The organism is Edaphobacter paludis (assembly GCF_039993895.1).
GTDB lineage: Bacteria > Acidobacteriota > Terriglobia > Terriglobales > Acidobacteriaceae > Edaphobacter > Edaphobacter paludis.
The window spans coordinates 2,522,615-2,547,470 of sequence record NZ_CP121194.1 but is presented as its reverse complement, the minus strand read 5'-3'; the positions used below and the strand labels follow the sequence as shown (position 1 = coordinate 2,547,470).

General features: G+C 54.0%; 20 protein-coding genes. 12 read left to right on the top strand and 8 right to left on the bottom strand.

Going from position 1 to position 24,856, the window contains the following annotated elements; translation table 11 throughout:
- Positions 1-11: 11 nt before the first annotated feature.
- On the top strand, positions 12-1,526 hold the full coding sequence (locus P4G45_RS10565) for a glycoside hydrolase family 32 protein (RefSeq protein WP_348266444.1): 1,515 nt from the start codon (positions 12-14) through the stop codon (positions 1,524-1,526).
- Positions 1,527-1,643: 117 nt separating this feature from the next.
- The gene (locus tag P4G45_RS10560) at positions 1,644-2,489 is read left to right on the top strand and encodes a sugar phosphate isomerase/epimerase family protein (protein WP_348266443.1); all 846 of its coding nucleotides are present in this window, start codon (positions 1,644-1,646) and stop codon (positions 2,487-2,489) included.
- 141 nt (positions 2,490-2,630) lie between these two features.
- Here P4G45_RS10560 and P4G45_RS10555 read toward each other — a convergent pair whose 3' ends face one another.
- The 3 genes from P4G45_RS10555 to P4G45_RS10545 form a co-directional block, all read right to left on the bottom strand.
- Positions 2,631-3,197 (bottom strand): peroxidase-related enzyme, encoded by a 567-nt coding sequence (locus tag P4G45_RS10555; RefSeq protein WP_348266442.1) that lies wholly within the window; start codon positions 3,195-3,197, stop codon positions 2,631-2,633.
- Positions 3,198-3,258: 61 nt separating this feature from the next.
- On the bottom strand, positions 3,259-3,828 hold the full coding sequence (locus P4G45_RS10550) for a peroxidase-related enzyme (protein WP_348266441.1): 570 nt from the start codon (positions 3,826-3,828) through the stop codon (positions 3,259-3,261).
- A gap of 16 nt (positions 3,829-3,844) precedes the next feature.
- Positions 3,845-5,170 (bottom strand): amino acid permease, encoded by a 1,326-nt coding sequence (locus P4G45_RS10545; RefSeq protein WP_348266440.1) that lies wholly within the window; start codon positions 5,168-5,170, stop codon positions 3,845-3,847.
- Between the two features lie 255 nt (positions 5,171-5,425).
- On the opposite strand from P4G45_RS10545, the gene P4G45_RS10540 reads away from it, so the two are divergent.
- The 4 genes from P4G45_RS10540 (at position 5,426) to P4G45_RS10525 (ending at position 10,727) form a co-directional block, all read left to right on the top strand.
- The gene (locus tag P4G45_RS10540; protein WP_348266439.1) at positions 5,426-8,611 is read left to right on the top strand and encodes a carboxypeptidase regulatory-like domain-containing protein; all 3,186 of its coding nucleotides are present in this window, start codon (positions 5,426-5,428) and stop codon (positions 8,609-8,611) included.
- A 59-nt stretch (positions 8,612-8,670) separates the two neighbouring features.
- Positions 8,671-9,303, top strand: a complete 633-nt coding sequence (locus P4G45_RS10535; protein WP_348266438.1) for a peroxidase-related enzyme — start codon at positions 8,671-8,673, stop codon at positions 9,301-9,303.
- Positions 9,300-9,914, top strand: a complete 615-nt coding sequence (locus P4G45_RS10530) for a peroxidase-related enzyme (RefSeq protein WP_348266437.1) — start codon at positions 9,300-9,302, stop codon at positions 9,912-9,914. The genes P4G45_RS10535 and P4G45_RS10530 overlap by 4 nt, the downstream gene beginning before the upstream one ends.
- Before the next feature lie 612 nt (positions 9,915-10,526).
- Entirely contained in the window at positions 10,527-10,727 is a 201-nt protein-coding gene (locus P4G45_RS10525; RefSeq protein ID WP_348266436.1) for an AlpA family transcriptional regulator, read from the top strand.
- 687 nt (positions 10,728-11,414) lie between these two features.
- Here P4G45_RS10525 and P4G45_RS10520 read toward each other — a convergent pair.
- Together P4G45_RS10520 and P4G45_RS10515 are read right to left on the bottom strand one after the other, a co-directional pair.
- Positions 11,415-12,086 (bottom strand): response regulator transcription factor, encoded by a 672-nt coding sequence (locus tag P4G45_RS10520; protein WP_348266435.1) that lies wholly within the window; start codon positions 12,084-12,086, stop codon positions 11,415-11,417.
- Complete coding sequence (locus P4G45_RS10515) at positions 12,083-13,477, bottom strand: PAS domain-containing sensor histidine kinase (RefSeq protein WP_348266434.1); 1,395 nt, start codon at positions 13,475-13,477, stop codon at positions 12,083-12,085. Before P4G45_RS10515 ends, P4G45_RS10520 begins: the two co-directional genes overlap by 4 nt.
- Positions 13,478-13,765: 288 nt before the next feature.
- On the opposite strand from P4G45_RS10515, the gene P4G45_RS10510 reads away from it, so the two are divergent.
- From P4G45_RS10510 to P4G45_RS10490, 5 genes are all read left to right on the top strand, one after another.
- Positions 13,766-15,046 carry a TolC family protein gene (locus P4G45_RS10510; RefSeq protein WP_348266433.1) on the top strand — a complete coding sequence of 427 codons (1,281 nt, stop codon included), beginning with the start codon at positions 13,766-13,768 and terminating at the stop codon, positions 15,044-15,046.
- Positions 15,046-16,176, top strand: a complete 1,131-nt coding sequence (locus P4G45_RS10505; RefSeq protein WP_348266432.1) for an efflux RND transporter periplasmic adaptor subunit — start codon at positions 15,046-15,048, stop codon at positions 16,174-16,176. Before P4G45_RS10510 ends, P4G45_RS10505 begins: the two co-directional genes overlap by 1 nt.
- Positions 16,177-19,314: a CusA/CzcA family heavy metal efflux RND transporter gene (locus P4G45_RS10500; protein WP_348266431.1), complete on the top strand. Its 3,138-nt coding sequence runs from the start codon at positions 16,177-16,179 to the stop codon at positions 19,312-19,314. It begins immediately after the preceding gene.
- Positions 19,274-19,684: a hypothetical protein gene (locus tag P4G45_RS10495; protein ID WP_348266430.1), complete on the top strand. Its 411-nt coding sequence runs from the start codon at positions 19,274-19,276 to the stop codon at positions 19,682-19,684. Before P4G45_RS10500 ends, P4G45_RS10495 begins: the two co-directional genes overlap by 41 nt.
- Before the next feature lie 73 nt (positions 19,685-19,757).
- Complete coding sequence (locus P4G45_RS10490) at positions 19,758-19,991, top strand: hypothetical protein (RefSeq protein ID WP_348266429.1); 234 nt, start codon at positions 19,758-19,760, stop codon at positions 19,989-19,991.
- A gap of 79 nt (positions 19,992-20,070) precedes the next feature.
- On the opposite strand, the gene P4G45_RS10485 is transcribed toward P4G45_RS10490, so the two are convergent.
- The gene (locus P4G45_RS10485) at positions 20,071-21,162 is read right to left on the bottom strand and encodes an integrase arm-type DNA-binding domain-containing protein (RefSeq protein ID WP_348266428.1); all 1,092 of its coding nucleotides are present in this window, start codon (positions 21,160-21,162) and stop codon (positions 20,071-20,073) included.
- Positions 21,163-21,466: 304 nt separating this feature from the next.
- On the opposite strand from P4G45_RS10485, the gene P4G45_RS10480 reads away from it, so the two are divergent.
- The gene (locus tag P4G45_RS10480) at positions 21,467-22,660 is read left to right on the top strand and encodes a tyrosine-type recombinase/integrase (RefSeq protein WP_348266427.1); all 1,194 of its coding nucleotides are present in this window, start codon (positions 21,467-21,469) and stop codon (positions 22,658-22,660) included.
- 12 nt (positions 22,661-22,672) lie between these two features.
- Here the strand turns inward: P4G45_RS10480 and P4G45_RS10475 are convergent, their stop codons facing one another.
- Complete coding sequence (locus P4G45_RS10475; RefSeq protein ID WP_348266426.1) at positions 22,673-23,077, bottom strand: hypothetical protein; 405 nt, start codon at positions 23,075-23,077, stop codon at positions 22,673-22,675.
- Between the two features lie 544 nt (positions 23,078-23,621).
- Positions 23,622-24,848, bottom strand: a complete 1,227-nt coding sequence (locus P4G45_RS10470) for a phage major capsid protein (protein ID WP_348266425.1) — start codon at positions 24,846-24,848, stop codon at positions 23,622-23,624.
- Positions 24,849-24,856 lie beyond the last annotated feature (8 nt).

Here is a 24,856-nt window from a genome sequence, read left to right as displayed (position 1 = left end):
AGGAGTCAGGAATGAAGCACAGCGCTCGCCTCTTCCCAAACCGGCGTCAGTTTCTCGCGACAGCAGCGGCATGGGCTCTTGCTCCGCGTGTTCTGCTCGCGAGGTCCAATCCGGTTGCAGCGAAGTCTGCCGCCGAAATCGCGAACGACCCACGGCGTCCTCAGTTCCACCTTCTCCCGGCGAAGAACTGGATGAATGACCCGAACGGTCCCATCTTCTTCAATGGCAAGTACCACATGTTCTTTCAGTACAACCCTCATGCGGCGGTCTGGGGCGATATGAGCTGGTACCACTCCGTGAGCCCGGACATGCTGCACTGGACGCATCTGCCGCTCGCCCTTGAACCAACCGCAGGCGGCCCAGACGCCTTTGGCTGCTTCTCCGGCTCGGCTATCGCTGTGGGAAAACGTGTGTATTTCGTCTACACGGGCGTCGTCGAGAGCACACCTGACAAGGCTACGATACGCGACGGCTCAGACAAGCTGCAGGAGTCGCAGTGTCTCGCTTTCTCCGACGACCCGAACCTGATTCACTGGACCAAAGTCGCTAAGCCTATCGTGCCCCTGCCTCCCGAAGGCATGGCCATTACCGGCTTTCGCGATCCATCCGCGTGGAGACAAGATGACGCCTATTACATGACTGTGGGCTCCGGCGTGGCTCGCGTGGGTGGATGCGTGCTGCTGTATCGCTCGAAGGACCTGAACACCTGGGAGTATTTGCATCCATTGACCAGCGGTATATGGAATGGCAAGAGGACTGCGAATCCATGCGAAGACGGCGAGATGTGGGAGTGTCCGGAGTTCTTCGCGCTTGACGGCATGCATGTGCTCATCTACTCGACGTTGGGCAAGGTCTTCTGGCAGTCCGGAAAGCTCGACGTCGCTACGATGAAATTCACGCCGCTCAAGACCGGTCTGCTTGATCTTGATGCGTTCTATGCACCCAAGACCCAGCTCGACGCGAAGGGGCGCAGGATTCTATGGGGTTGGATCCCGGAGCGGCGCAACGATGCTGCCATGCTTGAGGCTGGCTGGTCGGGCATCATGAGTCTGCCGCGAGTGATGCATGTCGATCCCGACGGTACGTTGCGGCTCCAAATGCTGCCCGAGACCGTCAAGCTGCGCGCGGGTACGGTTCCATCCGAAGAGACGAGGACAGGCGCCGTCGCGACTCTGCGCAAGGCAACTGGAGAGGTGACGTGCGCCGGTGGTGGCGACAAGAGCTTCGAAGTCTCTTTCAACGCCAACGAGACTGAGGTGATGCGCGTGAGCTATTCGCCCGAGAAGCACAGCTTCCTCGCCGATGGCAAAGAGGTCGCGCTCGAACCAGACGATCGGCCAACGCTCCATGCTTTCGTCGATGGCTCGGTGATCGAACTGATACTCGGAGAGCGCATTGGCTACACGAAACGTTTCTACTACGAAGGCTCGACCGCCCCCGATGTGCGCGTACACGCCACAGGCATGGGCGAGGTCACGATGAATGCATGGAAGATCGAGCCGATCTCCAACAACCGCCTCACATAGAAAACGCGGAGATCCATGTGAATCGATTCTTCGTGGTGCTCTTCCTCTATCCTGAGACGAAGGGCAGATCGCTCTAACAGATCCAGACGCAACTAGGTCTCAACTAGGAGAAGGAAGATGAAGTTAGGGGTAAGTGGATTCGCCTGGACCGCCAACTTCGAAGAGCGGCATTTGAGCCTTCTGCCCAACATCCGTGCGATGGGCTTCGCAGGCTTGGAGCTTCCCATGTTTGACCCTGCGACGCTCCCGGCTACTGCCATCCGCAGAGCCTTCGAGGCGAATGAACTGGAGTGCACCTTCTGCTCGATCCTCCCTGCCGGGATCAATCCCATCAGTCCAGAACACACCGTCCGTCAGCGCTCCCGAGATCATCTTGTTCGTTGCATTGAGACGGCAGCAGAGATGGGAGCGCATCTTCTCGGCGGTCCGCTCTTCGCGCCCATTGGCTATCTGCCCGCGCATCGGCCTACGGAGGACGAATGGTGCTGGGCGGTTGAGCTTTTCCAGTGTGTCGGAGAGCTGCTGGAAACAAACGACATCACTCTGTCCATCGAGCCAGTCAACCGCTCCGAGACGTTCTTCCTGCGTACGGCCGCTGAGGCCGGGAAGCTTTGCACCGCAATCGCAAACCCACGCATCGGGGTCACCATCGATACCTTCCACGCTAACATTGAGGAGAAGAATATTCCGACTGCCATCGAGTCTTTGGGAGCACAACTGAAGCATATTCATTTGAGCGAGAACGACCGCGGCCTCCTTGGCTCTGGACATGTAGATTTTCCGGCGATTCTGCGGTCACTCCAACGCATCGAGTACAGCGGATACCTGATGATCGAAGGCTTCGGCTATTTATCGTCCGAACCTTTGGCCCCCGGTGCGTTATGGGCGGATCCAGCCGTGTCCCCAGATATGATCGCTCAACGGGGAATCTCATATCTGAAGGCGCAGATCCAACACGCTTAACTATGCATGATGACCATGTCCAGCATTAGACGTTTCAAACCTCGCCGCACAAGGTTAAACACCGATTTGCGCCAAATCGCTCTCCGATAAGTGCCGTTGCCACTGAAGTATTTGGTCTGAGACTTAATCCCAATGAAAGCGCTAACTGCCTACTTTATCTTCCGCCTTCGCCGATGGGGTGATGTAGCCATGCTCTGCCAGATGCGTTCCCATGCTGGCATACATTGCCGGATCGTGGGGCTGCCACGTCGCAAGCCCATCGACATAGCGGTTGTACATGCAGAACGCTGCGGCAATTAGAACCGTGTCGTGGATCTCGAGATCTGTGGCGCCAAGGTTCCGCGCCTTCTGCACGCTATCGGAAGAAACGTGCTTGCCTCCCTGTTGCACCTGACCGGCAATGACCAGAAGAGCTTTGAGCTTATCGGAGATAGCTGCCTGCAAAAAGTCATGCTTCACCTGAGCCACGGTGTCTGCGTTATTACCCAGGTGCGCAGCAGCTGCAGCCCCGTGACTGGTCTGGCAGAAATAGCAATCGTTCTGGCTGGAGACATACGTTGCAATTAGCTCTCGCTCCGCCGGACTCAACGTACCTGGTTCGTGCAATAGTACATGTGCCAGCTCGCGCATCGGCTTGGCCGTCTCCGGACGAAAGGCAAAGCAGCTACTAATACCAGGTAATCCTTCGGGTAGAGAGATGTGCGGCATGTCTGTGCTCCTCGGTAATTTTTTATATTTGAGGCCGTGCACCACGGCGGATAGCGCGTTTCTATCGTGATACGTCCGCCGGAAGGTATTCCTTACTCACGCTGACGTAGCCATCGCGAGCAATCCATTTGCCGCGTTCACGATACATAGCCTCGTCTCTCGGCTGCGCGGTCCCCAGTCCATCGACATAACGGTTGTACATGCAGAACGCTGCTGCAATCAGCACCGTGTCGTGGATTTCCATATCCGTCGCACCGGCCGTTCGCGCATCTGCCACGGCGTCTGATGTGACATTTTTTCCACCCTTCTGCACCTGTCCTGCGATCACGAGCAGGGCCTCCAACTTGTCAGAGATCGAGGCATTTTGAAAATCGAACTTTACCTTCTGGACTAACGCTTCATCGTCGCCCAGGCTGGCAGCAGCAATGGCTCCGTGAATCGTCTGGCAGTAGTAACAGTCATTTTGAGTCGAGACGTATGTCGCAATCAATTCTCGCTCACCCGGCGTCAGGGAGTTTGGTCCGTGTAGCAAAATCTCTACCAGTTCATTCAGAGGCTTGGCTGTCTCGGGACGGAAAGCCATTGCTCCCCGGATGCCAGGAAGTCCTTCGGGCAATTGAATGTGAGCCATGGATGATCGTGTCCTTTCAAAATAGGTGCTGTTCGGGAATAGGCGTCACAGCGGCACGCGATGACGAGAAGAAGAAATGGCGGACAGGATCGCCGCACAGTACAGCAAGCAGACCGAGCAGGGCAGGGATCGGGTCGTGCATCAGGATAAGCAAATCAATTACTCCGCATCCAAAGAGAAAAAGGATTGGAGCCGCCGGATACCACCAACGGTGTACTGGCTCCTTGAGCCGGAAGAGAGAGGCGGCGGACAAGGCAAGAAAACAGATCGCCGAAAAAATAATGAACGAGAGGATGCGGTCGAATGCGCCGAAGCAAAGCACAAGAAGCGCAAGCCCAGTCTGGAGCAGGACCGCGTTCGCCGGCGTCCCGAAGCGCGGGTGGAGTCGTCCAAAGATCGAGAAGAATGCGCCGTCCTTTGCCATCGCATAGTAGACACGCGGCGCGGCCATCGTCATCGCCATCATCCCGCCCAGCACCGAAAGCAGCACACAACCGGAGAGTACACGACCACCCAGGCTTCCGAACAGCGCCTCGCCGAACTGGGCGACGAATGCCGTGTTGGAGACGATTCGGTCCAGTGGAACCACGGACAGAAACGCGAAGCTCACCAGCAGATAGACCACTGTCACCAGCAGCACACCACAGGTAAATGCGAGCGGAAGGTTCCGCCGCGGGTTGCGGACTTCGCCAGCGATCTTGCCTGCCTCCCACCATCCGCCGAAGCTGAAGAACGCGGCGACCGTGGCTCCCGCGACGGCGGCGAAGATCGGCTCGGAGCCCGCGCGCCGGTGCACTAGCGGCAGTATGTTGGCGACGGTCGAGTGGCCGGAGATCCAGGCCCATGCCACCAGGCAGAGCAGCACGCCAATCTTCAGCAGGTTTGCCGTCGCCATGGCGCGCCGGCTGAGCCGCGTTCCGACGTAATTGTTCGCTGCGAGCGAGATGAGGATCAATGCGGGAACCCATAGCCGTACCTGCTGGGACATTCCCAGCATCGAGAAGATATACGGTGTTGCGCCCATAGCCAGAGCTGCAGCAAGGCCCGGATCCATCACCGCGGCAGACATCCATCCGTAGAGAAAGGCTATGCGGCCGCCATATCCTTCGCGCAGATAGACATACTCGCCACCGGCATGGGGAAAGCGCACCGCAAGCTCCGAGTAGCAGAGCGCACCGCACAGCGCGATAAGCCCCATACCGCACCACACAGCGGCGAGCAGCATGGGCGAGCCGAGCGACTTTGCCATGGCCGCCGGCGTCAGAAAAATGCCGAGCGCGATCGACTCGCCCATTACCACGGCGACCGTCCCCGCCAAACCCATCTGCCGACGCTGTTCCATTGAGGCACCATGCTACGTGTCGTTTCCGCAATCGGCATCCACCAAAAGATTGAGACCGAGAAGAGAATTCATTTACAGTGAGCTTCCATCAAAGGATGGAGCGGCCACTCAATCCTCCGGGCCATGACAAGTCTCATCCTCGCCTATAGTGTTGGCACCAACACAACTCATCAAGATTCTTTGATCGGTACAACGGTTCCTGAACTGCCGTACTTCTGTACGTGCGTGTGCCAGCTGAAAAATGGAGTGGTCGAAATGCGTAAAACCCTTGCATCACTTGTCTGGATGGCAGTGACCACACTGGCCTATGGACAGCTTCCCAGCGCCACAATCAATGGCAGAGTTGCTGACCCTCAGGGCGCCAGTGTCTCAGGCGCACAAGTCACTGTCACCAACACGGCCCAAGGCACTTCGCGGCAGGCGCTGACAAACGCAGAAGGCTTGTATGTCTTCTCGTCGCTCGATGTCGGTAGCTATAACTTGCGTGTCGAAAGTTCCACCTTCGCGGCAACCGAAACGCACGGCATTGTCCTTGAAGCTGGCAAAGCGCGGACCATTGACGTGGAAATCTACCCCGCAGGCGCCCACTCGGTGGTAAATGTGACTGCCGACAATCAAGGTGTCGATTTATCGCAGTCCATGATCCAGGGCCAGATCACTTCGAAGACCATAGCGAACATTCCGCTCAACGGCCGAAACTTCCTCGAACTCGCCTACCTTGTGCCGGGCAATCGTCCCGCTCCCACTTTCGATCCCACCAAGACCAACACGCTCGAAGTAAGCTCCGCGGGTAGCTTCGGTCGAGGCGGAAATATTACGGTGGATGGCGGGGACAACAACGACGAGATCGTCGGAGGAACTCTCGCCAACTTTCCCGCCGACTCCGTTCAGGAGTTTCAGATTGCCACCGCGAGATTCACGGCTGAAGTCGGACGTTCCGGCAACAGCATCATCAATATCGTCACCAAATCAGGAACAAATGCGTTTCACGGATCGCTCTTCATGTTTGAACGCAACCGAAACCTGCAGGCACTGCCGGCAACCTTCGACCGCTCTCTCCCCACCCCACCCTTCGATCGCGAGCAATACGGCGCATCGTTCGATGGCCCGCTGCGCCGAGACAAAGCGTGGCTCTTCAGTGCATTTGAATATCGGGATCAGAATGCGGCGCTCCAGACGGGCGCACGCGATTTCACGAATTCACAGATCCAACATACGTCTGCACCTGCTCCGCTACGCGATGCCCTCTGGTCTACCCGTTACGACCAGAAGCTCGGTGCAAGCAACAGCCTTATGGTGCGGTACTCTTTCAATCGTTCGACCGACACCGGTGAGGCCACGCCCTCGCAGTCCACCCCTTCCTTCAGCGCCGCGGAGCGGCAGAATTCGCTCAACCGCTTCAACTCCATTCAGGCCGCTCTCACCACAGTTCTCTCTCCTACGCGCGTCAACGACTTCTCCTTCCACTATGACAACTTTGCCAACGAGATTCCTCCCTTCCCGCAGAGTTCACCTGTTACCAACCCGCAACTAGACCTTACCAATGAACTCATCTTCCCCAGTCTCGCGGATGGCGCCAACTTCAATCTTCCCCAGGCCACGCATCTCAACCGCGTCCAGTTCCGTGACGCTTACTCCTGGGCTCTTGGCAAGCATTCCCTGCGACTGGGAGCGGAGTTTCAACACTATACTGCAGCTGGTGAGATCAATGTCTTCGGTTCAGGCACTGTCATTCTTACCACTGACTTCGGTTTCGCCGATCTCAACGGAGACGGCAAGGTCAACGATCTCGACATCCCCATCGCGGTTGCTCTTAAGAGCAGCGCTCCCGTCACGCCCGTGCCCATCCCCACTGTCTTCAATAGTTATGTGGCAGGTTATATACAAGACGACTGGCGTGTCGTTTCCCGTTTGACGCTGAATCTGGGACTTCGTTGGGAATACGATACGAACATCACCGGCACCTCCAGCGAACATGGACCGTGCCCAAACCTCACATCGTTGCCCTCAACGCCATGCACCTGGATGGCGAACATCCTCAACCTCAAGAAATCTCCCGATACCAAAGACTTCAGTCCACGCCTCGGCTTTGCCTATGATCCCTTCGGTGGCGGTAAGACTGTTCTCCGCGGAGGTTACGGGATCTACTACGACCGCATTATTCTCGAAGCTGCCTCGAAAGAACTGGTGCAGAATAATCGCGCGCTGACGGTAACCCAATATGCCGGCTCCGCCTGCATCTCGCCTTATGTACCCGGGCCTCCAAGCCTCGGAGCCTGCTTCGCGCCGTTATCCAGCTTCGCTCCCGGCACCCCCAGCCTGGCCGCTCCCTTTAGCGGACCGCATCAGACCGGCGGTGTCGGCATGCAGGCCACCGGGCCTGACGCCCACCATCCTATCGTCCAGCAGTTCTCCCTGGGTCTGCAGCAACAATTCGGCAACAATTGGATCCTGTCCGCCGACGGCCTGCACGTCTTCGCGCGCCGTCAGTTGAACGGGCATTTTCTTCGCACAGACGATTCGACATCGCCCTACGTCTCCTGCCCTGGCAGCAACGCTCCCTGTCTGATCACCGACCCCGTTACCGGCATCTCTGACAGCATTACGATTCTGGAGTCGAAGGCGAAGTCCTGGTATGACGGGTTCATCTTCAGTTTCCAGCACCGTAGCGCAAAGCTGGGCCCCATCGGCTATCAATACAACATCAGCTACACCCTCTCGAAGACGCTGGACTACTCCAACGACGATCAACTCACTAACGGTAACGCCAATGAGCAGGTCAACCTGGTGGAGGGAATCAACCAGCCTCAGCTTGAAAAGGGATACGCCGTTACCGATGAGCGCAGCCGGATTACTCTCTACGGAGAGGCGCAGCTTCCCTGGCGTGTCTCGCTGGCGCCCATCTATACCTTTGGCTCGGGCGTTCCGGCCGATACCTTCCTTCCCGGCACTGGCTCCATCAATGGCGCAAGCGGTTCGCGTCTGCCACTGCTTTCCCGCAACTCGATTGGCCGACAGATCAAGAACAGCAATCAGCTCAACGCCGTTATCGACAAGTGGAACGCTCTTCCTGCCTGTCCGGCGGCATATCCGTGCCTGGCCGGCGGAACTCTCCAGCATGTGCCTGCCAATATCAACTTTTACAGCCCATTCAGTTCGCTCGACCTTCGCTTGAAGAAGGACTTCCTTTTCAAAGACCGTGTAACTCTGAGCTTAATTGGAGAGACATTCAACGTCTTCAACGAGACCAATATTCGCGGCACCAGCAACAACAACTACTCGGGAAGAAACATCGCCATCGGCCCTTATCAGGCGGCACAGAACGGCCAGCCGACACAGAGCGTCCAGAGCAACTTCTACTCTGCCGTAACCACCGCTGGAGGCTTCTTCGGTTCAGGCGGCCCAAGGGCCTTTCAGTTTGCCGCGCGGCTGGCTTTTTAAGCATTTCCCAAGGGGATGCGGCGGCTACTGCTGCCGCATCCCATCAAGAAAGGTTCTCTTTGAGCACGCTAGAAACCGCTCTCGCCGATATCCCGTATCAATCCGCTCCTACTCTTGCCGTCGTAGAAGAAGACGTTGCAACCGGCGCCGTGGCCAGGGTCTACGCCGACTATCGCACTCGCTTCGGGCGTGAGCACGTCCCCGGCATTTTGAAATGCTTCGCCACTCACCCGCCGTTGCTGGAACAGATGCTGGCAATCGCCTCCGATCTTCTCTTTGTCGAGGGGCACCTCCCCCGCAGGACGAAAGAGATGATCGCGACGTACGTCTCCGCGCTTAACGCCTGCCCCTACTGTCTCGACAGCCATGCCTCGTTCCTGCATCAGCAGGGAGGCAGCGAGCGGCTCCTGCTAGCACTCTTCACCGGAGATCTAACCAGTCCCTCCCTCACCGTCAACGAGCGCGGTCTTTTGAACTTCGTCGCCAAAGTGACCGACGAGTCCTACAAAATTTCCCGGGCCGATATCGCATCGTTGCAGGATGCCGGATGGCGTGAGCCTCAGATCGCCGAGACGGTTCACATTACGGCGCTGTTCTCTTGTTTCAACCGCGTAGCCAATACCTTCGGCCTGGCATCGCAACAACTCTTCGATGTCGATCTAAGCCAGGCCCGCACAGAGGAGAACCTATGAGCACATCGCATGTTGCACAGGAACCAATGTTTCTCCGCGGAGTCGAAGATAACCCAAAGCCCAGCGTCTATCGTGACCTCATCGAGAGCGCAAAGTCTTCCGGCGGGGACTACTGGCAGATATGGCATCTGCTGGCCTTCGATCCCGAAGTGGCGCATCATCTTGCCGCACTTTCGCACACGCTGATGCATAACGAGTGTCCGATCAGCCCCGGGCTTCGCGAACTGATCGCTGCTTACACCTCGTCGCTCAATCAGTGCGAGTTCTGCATGAAGGCGCATGCCGCTGTCTCCGCAAAATTGCTGGGGGACGAATCCCTTGTCTGGGGTGTGATTCATGACCTTGAATCATCGAGCATCGACGAAAAGCAGAAAGCTCTGCTCCGCTTCGTTCGCAAAGTCACGCTCGCTCCGGCATCCATCACGGCGGCGGACACCAGCGAGCTGAATGCCGCAGGATGGGACGATGGAGCAATTTTCTATGCCATCTCCGCCTGCGCCCTATTCAACTTCTACAACCGGTGGGTCTCGGCCAGCGGCGTCCATCCTGTAAGCGATGAAGCCTTCAAGCGTCTCGGCTCGCGCATGGCCACAACGGGGTATGCGCGCTGATGAGACGATTTTGGCGCCGGCCATAGAATCTATCGGCAAGAATTTTAAACTGAGCCACGTACCGCGTGATTCGCTGACAGCCAAGAATTAGATGTGCAGGCGGGGAGGTATCCATCCATGGTATCCAAAACAGGCCCAAAAGGAGCCAAAAAAAGCCGAAATGGGCGATTCGTCCAGAATTATCGGATTGCTTGTAAGTATTGATTGTGAACTGGTTAGTGGCTAAATCGTTGATTATGAAAGCCCCTTAAAAGAGACAGGGATTCTTATCTAACCGCAAGTTGCTCAATTTCAAGTGGATAGAAATGTGTTGTCTTGAAGTGCCCGCAAAAGTACCCTCACCGGCACAATTCTTGGACCACTTCGCGAATTGACACGTGCAAACGTGAAACCTATTTATAATTTCTGCCACGACGGAGGGCTGGTAGGTCGGCCTGCAATGGAATCTCTGAGCGTTCAGCGGAATAACCGTCGACCTTGAATTTGGTGTACTAGCTGCAACAGTGTTGGTGCCGCCTTCTCAAAGGGCGAGATTATCCGTGGGATTACCACGCAGAGCCAAGCCCAGTAGCCAGGGTTCAGTGTTTAGCGCCAAAATCTCAAGGAGCAACCATGTCACAGCAAGCCTGCTCATCCGTCTCAATTCTTCGCCGTAAACAAGTCGAATCGCGCACGGGCATCTCTCGCAGTTCGATCTACAAGATGATGTCTGACGGCATCTTCCCCAAGCCTGTTTCGCTCGGCGCGCGGGCGGTTGGCTGGATAGAGAATCAGATCGACCAATGGCTTGAGAGTCGCACCGTCCGGCTTTAGGGTCCGTCCCAGCGTTCAGCCCGGCAGGGAATTGCCATGATAACCGAACTTAACCTTCCTGAGATAAGCAGGCCAACGGAACAACTGTGAGCCGTGTGTTCGATCAAACAGTTTTGCGTGCTGGCACAAGTAGTCACGAAGTGGATCCAGAAGCGCACAGAGCGGTTGCATGATGGAGTTCAAAAATAGCGCGCACAAAGCGGAGAAAGAATTTGCTCGGCGCTCATAAAGCAATTGAGAGACCTGAGTGACGAGAGCTTTGGTGATTTGGCTAACCAGATCGCGGTGCGCCATCCCAGGAGTCGATTGGCGTCTCGGATCGTGCCGGGAATCGTCACCTGAGAAGAGCGCTTTACATGCCGGCACTGATCTCTTTCCGTGCCTCCTGGCCCGAAACAAAACCGTCTACAGGTGCTCATCGCTGTTGCTCCACGTAATATACGGGATATTTCGAAGCGGCCTAGAGTATGAGGGACAAAGCTGTATCCACGGACAACTTTGCATCTAGCAGAAATCGCGGTCTCAAACGGAGCGGATGAGTGCATCGCCCTGTTATCGCAACTTGAAGCTCAATTTCCAGATACCTTTAGCCGGAGGGTTTAAGAACCTTGACGATTGGAAATGAGCGCACTTCCAATCTGCTGACCTCCCAACGCTAAATAGCCTGCCCCGGTCAGTTGATTCGGCCTATCCTAGCTTCTTGTCATTACTGAGCCAGTCGCCAGCATGTTTTTCGATGGCGATTCTCACCAATTGGCTACGTGTTCTCACCCCCGCCTTCTGGAACAACTCCTGAATCACGGCCTTAATCGAGCTTTCTGAAACCTTCAGATTCCACGCAATCTCTTTATTAGTGAGGCCATCGAGAATTCCTGAAAGAACCTCTTGCTGGCGTGAGGTCAGCGGTCGCGTGTTCCGAGTCTCTGCGCCTCGGTCTTTTACTCCCGACACCAATGATCGAACGATGCCGCCGTCAAGCCACATCTCGCCCTGTGCTATTTTTCGAATAGCATCCACCAACTGAGTTGGATTGCTATGTTTGAAAAGAACTCCGGCCACACCAGCATTAAGTATGTCCAGAGTGGTACGCTCACTTATCCCCGCCGTTACCATCAGCACTCTTGGCGAGCTTTTGCAGGCATGAAGCTGGCGCAGTAGATCGGTTCCCCGCTCTTCGCCGAGATCATAGTCCAGCAGGACAACATCAATTGGGGTCCGTTGGAGAACATCGATTGCCGCGGAAACGGTTGCACAATGGGCCACAACACGGAAATCCGGCTCCGACTCGAGAAGCCGGACAAGGCTTTCGCGAAAAAGACTGTGATCGTCGAGCAGTAGAATGCGTGTTGGAGTGCTCATGCGAGCCCCTTTGATTGTTCCACAATTGGCATCTCGACGATGAAACAGGCTCCCCCTGGGATGGGCCTGTATCGCAGTTCGCCTCTACAAGCGCGCATAAAAGCACGTGACAGAAATAGACCGAGGCCTGTTATCTGCGCTTCCCTTTGAAATGGACGAAACAATTGATCGGGATAAGCTACCCCACCGGCGTTGTCAGTGAACTCAATCAGCACATACTGATCGCTGACTCTGGCTACAATAGACAGCTTTTTGTCGTCTCTATCTGTAAGTGCGCGAATACTATTCGAGGCCAGATTCAGAAAGACCTGCATAAGATTCTGCTGGTCTGCCCACACCACAGGTAGTTCGGAAGGAATCTCCCATCGGCCTTCGATCCCAGCTTCCCTAAGCGCCGGTGCCACTACGATCCGCACATCGTCAAGTACGGAGGTCAGGTCAGTCTCCGCAGTCTGGTCTGTATATTGACGCAGGTCTACGCCAGCGATACGTTCCAACGCATGCAGGAGACTTCCGAGGGCTTCAAAGTCCTTATTTTGAGAAAGCAGTCCGCTACGTGCGAGATTCTGATGAACTACTGAAATAGCGCCGGATACATTGCGAACTTCATGGGAAACTGCTGCCGCTGCGATGCGCGACCCGGCCAGCATTTGGTGCAGACTGCTCTCCTCACGAGTACGAAGTTCTTCGGATGTATCCAGAATCATGGCTGCGAGGCGCGTCCCGCCATTTGTACGATAGGTCGAAAAACAAATCTCTGCCAAAAATACTTCTCCGTCAGCACGCTGACCGCGGGATTGCATCATCGTGCGAAAGAGGCGAGGTGTCGCTTCCTGGCGGGAGACATTTACAAGAGATGGAAAATACCGATGAATCAATTGTCCCGGAAGAACACCGGGTTGCAACGCCAGCATTCGATGAGCTGCTTCATTCGCCATGACAACGCATCCAGTCGAGTCAGTAGTGACGATGGCTGCGGGGCTACTTTCTACCAGTACCTTAAGTTGATCTTCAGCATCGCGACGCGCGTCTCGCTGTCTCTCAATTTCATGCAAGTGTTCGATGGCAGTGCGGCGACTTCGGTTGATTTCACACACAAATAAGCCCGCGCAAAAGAAGCCGGAGAAGTACAAGATATCGCGGGGAATTCCTGTTCTAAAACTCCAAACAAATTCATCAAAAATCTCAGTGAGAAATGTACATAGTGCGGCGACTAGAGCAATCTGGCGAGGATTCAGGATTCTTCCCACCATGAGCATTGGAAGCAGGTAAAGAAAACCTAGCGGAAGTTCATTAATCGCGCGCCAATCAATCAGTGCGATCACCACAATTAACACGCTGGTGCTGACCAAAACGGATTTCTTGCTGCCTTGAAACACTGACGAAAGCATGATTTTCCTGCCTTAGCAACTAGGGAACGTAAGCTCTTTCATTGTATTAACGGCTCATTTTTTTGTGACTTCGGTATAAAACATGGTGCCCGCATCCTTTGATGGCTCAATGCTGGATAGCCGAAAGATAGCCTCTGTGTCTGATAGATAGGGCGATTTCGCCACTCTATGCCTCTACTCTACGAGTAGAGCATTTCCTGAGCCTTTGCCACCTAAACATCATTAGGTGGGTAGCTTAAATCTGGGAACACACTTCCTCGAACCATACTCCGAAGCCGAATTTATTGCATGATTCTCAGAAAGCCATTTATTTCTCTGCTTTTGTCTTGTGCCGCTCTGATGCTCACAAGCATGTCTTTGAACGCGCAAACCGGCCTGACGTGGGAGCAAGTTAAGATCAAGTTTGAAACCGCAAATCCTACGTTGAAGGCGGATGCCATCAACGTGCAGGAGATGAAAGCCGAGGAAATCACGGCTTATCTCAGGCCGAATCCCCAACTCACCTTATCAACGGATGGGACCCAACTCACTCCTTATAAAGGAGTTTGGCAACCATTGGTAGGAACTCAATATCAATCGAATTTTAGTTACCTCCATGAACGCGACCGCAAAAGGGAATTCCGTCTGGAGACTGCGAAAGAGGGCACTCAAATTGCAGGGTCGCAACACGAGGATCTTGAGCGGAATCTTCTTTTCAATCTAAGGTCAGTATTCGTGCAGACTCTCCAGGCAAAAGCGGTACTACAGTTGGCGCGTCAGGAACTTGATTACTACGATCACATCATCGATATCAGCCGCGACCGCTTCAAGCAGGGAGACCTCGCGCAGGTGGACCTGGATCGAATTGAGTTGCAGCGCGTGCAGTATGAGTCCGATCTACAAACAGCTGAAGTAAATCTGCGAACGTCCAAGATTCAGCTGCTTCAACTGCTTAATGACAAAACGCCGGTAGACCAGTTTGATGTTCAGGGTACTTTTGATTTCTCTGACCAATTGCAGCCGCTTGCAACGTTCCGCCAGATCGCCCTCGATAACCGTCCTGATCTGAGAGCAGCTCTTGAGTCGGCTCAGCAGTCGATCACTAACCATAAATTGGCTATCGCCAATGGTTCAACCGATCCAACGTTCAGCGCGTGGTATACGTACAACCCATCCTTTAATAATCCGTATGCCCACCAGACAGTGGGCGCCAGCGTGAGCATTCCACTTCGCATCTTCGATCGCAATCAGGGCGAAAAGCAACGTACGCAACTGGACATCGGACGCAATCAGCAAGTAGAGGATGCGGTGCGGGCGCAGGTGTTCGCTGATGTCGATTCGGCCCATGCACAGGTGAACAGCAATCTCATCTTGCTCCGGCCATACAAAGACAAATATCTGGCGCAAGCCTCTCGCGTCCGCGACACCATCACGTTCTCTTATCAGCACGGTGGAGCTTCTTTGCTGGATTTTCTCAATGCGCAGAGTGACTACCGCAATGTCCAGTTGGCCTATCTACAACTGGTCGGTTCTTATTTAACGGCCGCGAGCCAGTTGAATCTTGCCGTTGGGCGCGAGGTGATCCAATAATGCGTAAGTTTATATTGAAAGCTGTCGGCTGCATCATCTGCCTTTCGCTGACCGCGTGCGAAAAAAAGTCCGACCCTGCAGCTGGTGCACCTCCACCAACACAGGTAATCCACGTTTCAGATTCAAACGAAGTGACTGTCGATCACCCAGAACAATTTCCGTTAACGGTATCCGCTCCCTATCAGGCTGCCTCTGATCTGAATGTGACAGGAACGGTGAATCCCGATATCGCCAAAATGCTTCCTGTCATCTCGCTCGCATCAGGTCGTGTCGTTGATATTCGTGTACGGCTTGGAGATACCGTAAAGAAAGGACAGTTGCTCATGCGGGTGCAAAGCAATGACGTCGCCGGAGCATTCAATACATACCTCAAAGCGGTCAACGATGAGCATCTCGCGACTACCCAGTTAAGGCGCGCAGAAATTCTTTATCAGCATGGCGCGATTCCACAAAGCCAGCTCGAACAGGCACAGAATACAGAGCAGGATGCAGTAGCCGACTTACATGCAGCAGAGCAACAATTGCAGACGCTGGGTATTGATAAAGATCACCCGAGCAACATTGTTAACGTGTACGCACCGACATCCGGTGTAGTCGTTACGCAAAACGTGACAGATGCTGCAGCCGCGGGCGTCACCTATTCAGGATCCTCCACAGCTTTCACGATTGCCAATCTTTCCGATGTCTGGGTGATCTGCAACGTGTATGAGAACGACATTCCTTCCATCCATCTTGGACAGACGGCAGACATTCACTTCAATGCCTATCCCGATAAGGTTCTCACCGGTACGATCAGCAATATCAGCCCGATCCTTGATCCGAATCTCCGAACTGCCCAGGTACGTCTTCAGGTACACAACCCTGGATTCATGAATATCGGTATGTTTGTCACGGCTAATTTCCATGGGAAACATCTCGAACAGCGGGCCACAGTTCCGGCAGATGCGGTCCTCCATCTGCACGATCGGGATTGGGTCTTTGTTCCTGCCGGAGACAATCAGTTCCGGCGAGTGGAAGTTACCACGGGCAAAATGCTGCCGAACAATCAGCAGGAGATCATGTCGGGCGTCAGTGCAGGCCAGCAGGTGGTCAGCAATGCACTTTCACTGAACAGTACGGTGGAGCAGTAGATGATTCGTGCACTGGTTGATTTTGCGCTCCGGAACCGCTGGATTGTGCTTGGCGGTGCCGTCCTGTTGTTTTGCTGGGGTATTCTCTCGTTTCGCAACCTGCCTATTGAAGCGTATCCAGACGTTGCAAACAATTATGTGCAGGTGATCACTCAATGGCCTGGCCGCGCGTCGGAAGAGGTGGAACAGCAGGTTACAATTCCCCTCGAAATAGCGATGGCCGGCATCCCGCACATGCAGCATCTGCGATCAGTGTCGCTGGCGGGACTTTCCAGCGTCACCATGGTCTTCGATGACGATTCGACGAATGACTGGAACCGCGAGCATGTGCTGGAAAGGCTTTCGCAAGTCACCCTGCCTACCGGTCTACAGCCGCAAATCGGTACCGACTGGAGTCCCGTAGGGCAAATTTACTGGTACACGCTGGAGAGCAAAAACCCTTCGTACGACCTGATGGAATTGAAGTCGCTCGAAGATTGGACACTGGAGAAGGCATACAAAAATGTCCCTGGAGTCGTGGACGTTTCGAGCTTCGGAGGAACAACCAAGGAGTATCAGGTACGGCTGGACCCCGACAAACTCATCTCGTATGGGCTAAGCATCGGCCAGGTAGAACAACAGCTCGCGAATAACAATGTAAATGCCGGCGGCAGCTTTATCGAGGAGGGCAGCCAGCAGATCAATGTGCGCTCCGTCGGCCTCTTCACAAGCATTCAGGACATCGCCAATACAGTTATCAAAACGCAGAGCGGAACGCCACTGCGGATCAAAGACATTGCGACTGTAACGCAAGGCTCGAAGATCCGTCTGGGGCAGATCGGCAAAGCCATCCGGCGCGTGGACGGCAAAGTCGTCGATAACGATGACGTTGTAGAAGGTGTCGTTCTTCTGCAAAAAGGCGACGATGCCGACCCGGTACTCCAGGCCATTCACAAAATGACCGACGAGTTGAACGATCATATCCTTCCCAAGGGAGTGAAGATTGTTCCGTTCCTTGATCGGTCTGATTTAGTGCATTTCACAACGCATACTGTGCTCCACAACATGGCGCACGGCATTATTCTCGTGGCGATCATTTTGTTTCTGTTCCTCGGGAATGCTCGCGGCGCTTTTATCGTTGCGCTTACCATTCCTTTCTCGCTACTGTTCGCGTCGATATGTCTCGATCTACGGCACATTCCGGCGAACCTTCTTTCGCTTGGCGCTCTCGACTTCGGCATGGTGGTAGACGGCGCCGTAGTTATGATCGAGAACATCATCCGCCACCTGAGTCACAATGGAACCGACTATCGCAGCCCAAGAGATAAAATTCGCGACGCCGCACACGAAGTACAGCGCCCCGTTTTCTATGCGATTGCTATCATTATCACTGCCTATCTTCCAATCTTTACGCTACAGTCCGTAGAAGGGCGTCTCTTCAAACCGATGGCCTGGACGGTAGCGTTTGCTCTTCTCGGCGCGCTCACCTTCTCTATGCTCATTGCCCCGGTGCTGGCAGATTTCTTCTTTCAGCGCGGTGCTAAAGAGTGGGCTAATCCGGTAATGACGTGGCTTACCGTTCGATACCGTCCAGCGGTAAAATGGGCCATTAAACGCCGCGTCCTCACGGTAGGAGTGGCAGTAGGCGCACTCCTGGTTGCCGCATTTCTTGCCTTTGGAGGCGCCATCGGTTCAGAGTTTCTACCTCACCTCGATGAAGGAGCGCTGTGGGTTCGCGGCACGCTCGCGCCAAGCACTGGCCCAACCGAGGGTGTGGACCTGATGAACAAGGCCCGCATTGTTATGTCTTCATTTCCTGAAGTCAAGCAGGTGGTCAGCCAGGTTGGCCGTCCCGATGATGGCACCGACACAACCGGTTTCTTCAATACCGAGTATTTTGTAGATCTAAAGCAAAAGGAAGAATGGCGTTCTGTCTTTCACCAGAACAAGGATGAATTGATCGCTGCCATGAATCAGCAGTTGGAGAAAATGCCCGGAGTGATCTGGAACTTCTCGCAGCCGATCTCGGACAACATGGAAGAAGCCGTCAGCGGAGTAAAAGGCGAGTTGGCAGTAAAAATTTACGGTGACGATCTGAAGACTCTCGAAGCAAAGGGCAATCAAGTAGTCGACGTCATGAGTCACGTGCGCGGAGTGCAGGATCTGGGACTCTTCCGCATCATCGGCCAACCTAACCTCAATCTCACCGTAAACCGCGATGCTGCTGCGCGCTGGGGCATCAATGTTGCGGATGTCCAGGATGCTATTCAGACAGCAGTCGGCGGTGGGGCGCTCACGCAGGTATTGAAGGGTGATGCACGTTACGATGTCACATTACGGTACCAGAAACAATATCGAGATACCCGAGAAGCCATCGAGAACATCCGCCTGCTCTCTCCATCGGGCGAACGCGTATCTCTTGCACAACTCACAAATGCGACTACCGATGATGGAGCAGAGGAGATTTACCGCGAGGGCGGCCAGCGTTATGTGGCAATTAAGTACAGCGTGCGCGGACGCGATCTGGGCAGCACTGTGGAAGAAGCGATCGCACATGTAAACAAAGAGGTAAAACTTCCGCCTGGATATCACTTCGACTGGGCCGGCGAGTATGAAAGCCAGAAGCGCGCTAACCGGCGATTTGCGGTAGTACTTCCCGTTACAGTGCTGCTCATCTTTCTTATCCTCTACACGATGTTCAAGTCCTTCAAGTGGGCGATGCTCATCATGGCCAATGTGCTTCTGGCCAGCATCGGCGGACTGGTGGCGCTCCTGGTCACACATACTAACTTCAGCGTCTCTTCTGATGTCGGACTGCTGGCACTATTCGGCGTATCGGTGCAGACAGGCGTCATCATGCTTGAATACATCAACCAGTTACGTGCACGTGGCAATGGGATCGAAGAATCTGCAGTGGAAGGCGCCGTTCTACGCCTGCGCCCGATCATGATCACGATGCTCGTGGCAACGCTCGGTCTTCTGCCTGCTGCGTTGTCACACGGAATTGGCTCCGATTCGCAGCGGCCATTTGCCATTGTGATCGTCGGCGGTCTAGTCGCCAGTCTAGTGATGAGTGTTTTCCTGCTGCCCACGTTATACGTTTGGATTGCTGACGACGATGACATTCTTCCTGCTGTGGAGACAGAGTTTCAGAATTAGCGCCGAAATTTCTGCTCTGCACTTAAAAACATTCTTCGAAATCCGAGTGACTGATGTCGAAAAATCGTTATCCGCGGAAAAAGCAACCGTTCGGAAGTCAGCTTGTGCAGATACTTTTCTGGGTGGGTTTTGGATTGATTATGGTGGTTCTAATGTGGATTTTTGTGATGGTCCTGCTTCAGGCACTCGATCAATGGAAAAAGTAATCTGCACCGAAAATCGAAATACAGTCACTCCTGAACCATATTTCTCTGTCTTGCGAATTAATTTGGAAAATAGGATGAGCAGGCCTTTCAAAAGAGAAAGAGCTGTTTCCTATGAAAAATTCTTCGCAGCACCTCGTCGCGAAAGTCCAATGCAGACAGCCTAGGGTTGAGATGATGGTCGGTATCAACCTTGGAGATGTCTAGAGCTATTACTGCACGCTCAACGAAGAAGTAGAAGTGGTCGATCGAAACCGTTTCAAAGCCGCTCCGAAGGGAGTCGAGAAGTGGTTTATTGATGTGCCTCCGACACGAGTGGCCATGAAGGCTGGGACGCACTCGATCTGGCTCAGCAAACAGCTTCCGGAGCTAGAAAAACGTGCTGATGGAGAGCGACGACACGGTTACGCCCAGATTGAAGACTGGCACTATGCCACCACGTCCCGAAAGACTAAGACCTTGGCGCCGCGTTGAGTTTGTTCTAAGAAGTCCGCCCATTGCTGCATCATCTTCGCTCGCGGCTCCAGATAGAGCGCATGGTTATAAGCGGCGCTCACCGCATTACGAGGCGCGTGGGCAAGCTGCAACTCGATATGCTCATGCTGATATCCCTGCTCGTGAAGGATCGTGCTCGCGAGCCCCCTAAACCGTGGCCGGTCATGACGCCGCCATAGCCCATGCGTTTCAGCGATCCCAGAATGGTGTTATTGCTCATGGGCTTTCGGTGATCGCGGTCGCCGGGGAAGAGCAGCTCGCTGCCTCCTGTCAGCGGGCGCAACAGTTCCAAAAGTTCCAAAGCCTGAGTGGCCAACGAGACAATGTGCGAGGTCTTCATCTTCATCCGCTCGGCTGGGATATTCCAGCGCTGCGCCTCTAAGTCGAACTCATCCCAGCGAGCGCCGATCAGTTCAGACGTGCGAACGAAGGTTAGAGCCATCAGTTTCATTGCCAGTCGGGTAATCACTTTCCCTCGGTAGACCTCGATCGCTCTCAGCAGCGCAGGTAATTCCTTGGCGTTTACGCGGGCGAGATTGACCGTGCGAGTCGGCTTGAGAACGTCCCGGGGCTTGATGTCGGCGGCGGTGTTGCGCTTAGCGCAGCCGTGCGCGATGGCATAACGGAAGATCTGCCCGGTTGTCTCCAGTGCTCGCTTGGCCAAATCAGCTGCGCCCCTCGTCTCGATTGCCTTGACCATCGCCACAAGTTCGGGAGCTTCGATCTCCGTAATAGGGCGGATGCCCAGCAGAGGATACACATTCGCCTTCAATCGTCGCCGCGTACCGTCGGCATGGCGAGCGCTCTTACCCTGCTTCCAGTGCTCCAGCCACAGTTGCGCGATAGTTTGAAAGGAGTTCGCGTCAGATGCCTTGCTCGCGGCTCTATCGCCTTTGCGCTTCGCCATCGGATCAACGCCGACTGCCAATAGCTTGCGGGCTTCACCGTGGCGCTCCCTGGCCAGTGCAAGGGGAATCTCAGGGTACCTTCCAAAGGTCATGAGTTTCGCTTTTCCCTCATACCTGTAAGCCCAGCGCCACAGCTTCCCACCCGGAGGCGTGATCCATAGGTAGAGGTTTCCGCCATCGCTCAGATTGTAGGGCTTCTCCCTCTTCTTGGCCCTTCGGATCTCGGTATCGGTAAGCGACATCGTGCTCTCGCACCCGTTTTTCTGAGATGTACCCGCATTACGCGAGGAGGATACCTGCGAATGTACCCGCACCCAGCGCTGGCTCCCCCTGTACCTTATTGGACGCTAAAAAACATAACCCCAGTATTTTCTGGGGTTAGATGATCTCGTTTAGATGTCTTTGGAAGTCTTGGAACTAGTTTATGGCGGAGAGACAGGGACTGTAAGCTAATAATCTGTTACCTTATTGTTTACAATTACTTAGATGTTGGCATATAGTCATAGCTAGATTTTAGCGAGGTAAAACACCTCCAGAGGCTAGCTCATGGCAAATCGCAAGGTAATCCTACTCCGATACTGCAAAACCGAAAAAGGGTGGAGACGTTACCCCGTCGCCATTGGTCGCAATGGACGAATCAGACCTAACTATGTGGTCGTAGATGGCCAGCCCCGCGAGTATGCGGAAGGGCATTACGAGTTGCGGTCCTATAAAGGATCAAAGCCTGTCTATCGCAATGTTGGAACCAATGCGCAGGATGCCTTGCAGGAGAGAGACAAGGAAGCGCAATTGTTGGTTGCGCGTGATGCAGCCGTGGCAGGTGGTGCCGTGCTGGTAGAAGAGAAAGGGCGCATTCTGCTATCGCGTCGGGCCGACACATTTGTCCAGTCGGCAGAGGACAGAGGGGCAACCGTTGCTGCCGCTGCATACCGTCTCGCAATAGGTGAGTTTCTTTCAGTCACAGGCAAGACATACGCTGACCAGGTGACAGCAGAGGACATTGCAGCCCACCATTTAGCCCTCAAGAAGCGCGGGTGTGGTGCTCGTACTGTTCACAACCGGCACATGAACGTAAAGGCGTTTCTAGTCGATTGTGGCGTGCCTGTGGCAGCCCTCGGCAAGAGTGCACCCAAATACGATAAGACTCTGCCTGAGATATACGACCCTAAAGAGTTGAAGACATTTTTCGAGTTTCTGACAGATCCCTACCATCTGCTCATCTTCGATCTTTTGCTCAAGACTGGATTGAGGGAACAGGAAGCAATGTATCTGGAATGGGAGGACATTTCATTTCAGACCCAAACGCTCACCATCCATTCAAAGCCATCATTAGGTTTCAGGATCAAGGATAAAGAGGAACGGTCTGTCCCGATCCCCTTGGATTTGATTAAGAGGCTGAAAAAGTACAGGGAAGCGAATCCAGACAAACACTTCGTTATTGGCAATGCGAAAGACAGGCCGCACACAAAGTTGCTCCGGTTGCTGAAAGGCTTGGTTAAGAAGGCAGAGCTAAACTGCGGACGTTGCGAGGGATGCAAGAGCAGGGAAGAGTGTGAGAAGTGGTTTCTTCACAAGTTTCGTGCCACCTATTGCACTCAGTTGCTCCGGTCTGGTCTGGATCTCCGCACGGTACAGGGGATGATGGGACACTCTGACATAGCCTCAACCATGCGTTATTTGCGACCACAAGAGGATGCGCACACACAATCCAAGATCAATTCGATTGACTGGACAGCATGACCTGCCATCAGGTTAAGACGTAGGAATTGCGCCGTCCTGTGCAGCCACAGTGAAGGAATTGAATCCCGCGTTTAGCTTACCGGGAAAATGATGTTTCACCCCATCTGCAAACACCATTTCCAATGTCCACTTGGCATTAGGATATCTGTCGTCGTACTTTCTTAGCTCTTTGCTCACCTTATCTATGTTCATTTGAATGATGTGAACTTTCGCTAAGTGTTCCAACAGATACGTCACGTCCGTATAGTTGTCCGTCTGTTTGCCTCTTCTCTGGTTATAAGACAGATCGAAAGCCAGGAGTGCGGTGGAGTCATTGGCGTCAACAGTGAATTTTGCGGCATGGAGAGAATCACTGCTGCCGCCTGTGTAATTGATTGTGACCAAGTGCGAATCCTTGAGTATTGAGTGCTGCATCATTTGAGCAGAATACCTTTCTCTTCATTTTTGCTATTAACTCTATTACGTTCAATAATATCCATGCAGTATAAAATGTCTTGACATTGCGATAACTTTTGTGCATGTGTGATTATGGTTGAGTAATTAGAAACAACCCAGGAGCCTTAATCATGACTGCAACAAATACAATCGCTGTCCGTCCTCTCTCCGGTCCACAATCATCCAGCTACAGCCCATACATTGAAATGCCAATGCGAGTAATGGACTCTGCCCTGAAGATGGAAACGGTAGCAAAGAAGATTGCTGCCATCATTGCACAGAGTGCAGGGAGACAGAGAACCAAGACTGAGCAGCGACTGTTAACAAGTCTCTACAACCGCATGGACAAGCTGGAAATTGGACTCAAGCGATGCCTTAACCCCTAACGCAGAAAATGCCCCGCCCAATGGAGAGTATCCAGAGGACGGGGCAGTTTGTTTCCAATATGTGAAGCTGTTGTGTTCACTCCCCTGTATACGAGTGAGCAGGTTCTCTCAGATGTATACAGGGACAGGAAACATTATTCTTACGAGGTTGCCATCTTGAGAGCAACCAGCGGAGAGACGCCAGCATTCTTACTGACACCTCCGACCAACCCAAAGCCAATCACTCCCAATTCTCCTTGCGGCAAAAACGCTTCTCGCATCACGGAGACGCTCAATCCGCCTGCCTCACGGACCAGGTAGCTATCAACACCCGAACCAAACAGGATCGGCGTCTTGGTCGCTGCAATCTGATCGCTGAACTGAGAAATAACAATCGGACGACCAAAGATGCTCGAAAAAGGATTGCCGTTAGCATCTGGCTGTAGGACGGGCAATCCGCTAGCCGATGCCGTAAGGGACATGAGGTAGGCCCTGGTCGAGCTTGTCATGTAGAACGAGGACGTTTCGACAAAACTCGCGTCAAGCGCACCAAATAAACTGGTCAACTCAGAATATTGGATGGAGATGGGGTTCTCAGTCGTAACACCCGCCGTTGCAGAGGCCGTGAACGATGCCACGTTGCCAGAGGTCGAGCCGTTGGTTACAAGCTGACTGAGGCCACGGTAATACCGCTGATACAGGTTCTGCGTGAGGAAGGCTTCGAGGTCAAAGCCACTCTGACTAATGAGGGACAGAGACACCTTGACTACGCCAGTCGTTACGAAGTCGCAGGAACTGGTTACACCCGTAAGGATAGGGTCTGTCTCACTGGCCGCTACAGCTTCCCCGATGACCGTCAGACCGTTGCCGGTATCATTGCTCAGGCTCAGACGCAACGGGTTGCCGTGGTCCGTTACGAGAGTATCGAGCGAAGCCAAAATTGCGCCATAGGATTTCTTGGCTTGAATGATGGATGGATACATCGAGACTGGCACCATGAAGGCCCCGCCAGTAATCGAGCCAGTCACCGCGCCTGCACCAAGATCACGAGTCTCTGAGCTACGCAGATAGCTGCGGTTCTCTTCACTCACATGGCCCGTCTTGAACCACTGCGAGAATGCACGCTTCTCATTCTCTACACGCTCTGGCGTGGCTTCCTGCTGCTCACCGGGCTGGCTGCGCGGTGGCTTCGAGGTGGAGCGGGATTCTGCCTCAAACTTGGCAACCTGTTCCAGACGGTTGATATCCTGCTGGATTTCATCGGCAGAGGCTACGATCTTATCGAACTGACTGCGATGTTCGCTGGTAACATTCTTACCCGTAATCAGGGTTTTAGCTTCGTTGAGCAACTGGCCATGCTTCACTTTTAGATCATTGAGATTCAACATTTTATTTG